The 2,098-nt window shown below is 43.5% G+C and carries 2 protein-coding genes; both read right to left on the minus strand.

Annotation, left to right across the window (positions count from 1 at the left end; translation table 11 throughout):
* Positions 1-115 precede the first annotated feature (115 nt).
* Complete coding sequence (locus RTY00_RS05195) at positions 116-1,195, minus strand: mechanosensitive ion channel family protein (RefSeq protein WP_312663678.1); 1,080 nt, start codon at positions 1,193-1,195, stop codon at positions 116-118.
* A gap of 249 nt (positions 1,196-1,444) precedes the next feature.
* Positions 1,445-2,098, minus strand: a 654-nt coding sequence (locus RTY00_RS05200; protein WP_312663664.1) for an ATP-grasp fold amidoligase family protein, incomplete at its 5' end; no start/stop codon positions are given.

Below are 2,098 nucleotides of genomic sequence, written 5' to 3' on the forward strand. Positions count from 1 at the left end.
TTGTCTCTCACTTAAGCAATAAATTGCCTATATATGCAGGTGCGCATGGATGCGCACCCTACGAAAAACGCGCTAATCCTTTGTAGGGTCGCCATTCATGGCGACCGATTTACACTTAACTATTCGTCTCTCGAACCCCGGCATCTGTTAATGTCGCGCGCACCTGAGGAAGACTCTGCGGATAATTTTGCTGAATAAACTCAATCATCTTTTCCCGCACGTAACAGCGCAGATCCCAGGCGGTGGGGGAATTTTGTGCCGTCATCAATAATCTGATGGTCATGGTTTTATCGGTGGTATCCGTCACCTGCAACACCTGAGTTTGTTGATCCCAAAGTTTAGTTTCGCTGAGGACTTTTTCAAAATGTTTACGCAGCGGCTCCAATGGCATCGAGTAATCGAGATAGAGAAATACCGAGCCTAATATTTGGGCGTTATTACGCGTCCAGTTCTGGAAGGCATTTTCAGTAAAGTAGGTAATGGGCAGAACCAAACGGCGCAGATCCCAGATACGCACAACAACATAAGTCAGGTTGATCTCTTCAATCCAGCCCCATTCATTTTCCACCACCACGGCATCATCAATTTTTATTGGTTGCGTAAAGGCAATCTGAATGCCGGCAAACAAATTGACCAGCGACTTCTGCAGAGCAAAGCCAATGATGATACCGGCAACTCCGGCACCGGCGAGAATGGTGGTGCCGAATTTTCGCACGCCAGGAAAGCTAAGCAGAATCAGTGATAGACACAACGTCACCAGTACGACAATTGCGACTTTTTTTACATACATTATCTGCGTACGAATTTTTCGCGCGCGAAGATTATTCGAGAGGTTGATATCATAACGAATGAACAGCATATCCTGCGCCACATTAATCAACCGAATTAACACTGAGCAGAAGGATAGAATAATAAATATATTAACGGTGGTGGTAATAAAACTCAGGGATCCAGGTTGGATGTTAACATAATTAAGCCCTACACTGATTAACAATAAAGGAATAAACAGAAACATCGATCCACGCAGATGCTTTTCCAGTGATTTGAACAGTTTTCTGTCACGATTCTGCCAGTAGCGAATGAACCTGAGCAGGATAAATCGCGCCAGAAAACCCACTGCGAGTGAGAGCGTGACAAGTAACACAGCAGGCACCCATGTTGGCGCACCCGATAACTCATCAAATAATAATGGCATTACTTTCCCTTTTATTAAGCCAACAACCTGGGTTGTCAGATAAGTTAAAAATTCAGTAACCATTCTCTTATCGGTTATCTGCAGATTATTTCTTTACGTATATCAGTATAGACGCTGTGGCTGGCTTGATCGTTAGGGGGAAAGATGGTGGGTGCACCGGTCGCCATAAATGGCGACCCTACGAAGGATTGGAGGGTGCGCATTGATGCGCACCTGTTTCGATGGTCGGAAAATCATTCACTTTCAACGCTATAATTTTAGCTGACTGCCTAAAATAGCATCGGCTTCCTGCAAGGTAACATCGAGCCCGGCAGAAGGCGTGAAGGTTAATTCGCCAAAAATAACGCTACCATTGAGAAGGTAAAAATCAGCGCGGACAAATTTAAAATCCGATGCCAGTTTAACCGCATAATCTTTCATTTTATGAAAACCTTCGGGCATTTTCGGATAACTGTTGGAATTGATTAATTCGACAGTATCTTCAAAGGGAAGCGGGTTCCAGCTCATATCAAAATAATAAAACTTAGGTTTGCCTTTTTCTCGCTCCAAGCAAACCATCACCGCATAAGGCTTCCCATTGAAGCAGTAGAATTTGTAATCTTCTGGAAAACCTCCGCGTTCATTCTCAATGTATTTCTCGCATAATATTTTTCGATCTATTTTCTTATACTGTGGTTCAATAAAATGTGCCGAGAAATCCTGCTTTAACCATTTATTGAGCTGCTTGTTGGTTTTTTCAATGTCCAGTGAAGCTTTGCTGTCACAAATGATGTTATAGCCTGCGCCATGGTTACACTTGAGGGCAAACTTATCGGGTAATGCGCGGTAGTCTATTTCCTGCGGATCATCATACACGCCGTAAAGTTGGTTAAGTATTTCACCACACCCTTTCGCTGTAACATA

This window comes from Pantoea sp. CTOTU49201 (assembly GCF_032054795.1).
GTDB classification, from domain to species: domain Bacteria; phylum Pseudomonadota; class Gammaproteobacteria; order Enterobacterales; family Enterobacteriaceae; genus Pantoea; species Pantoea symbiotica.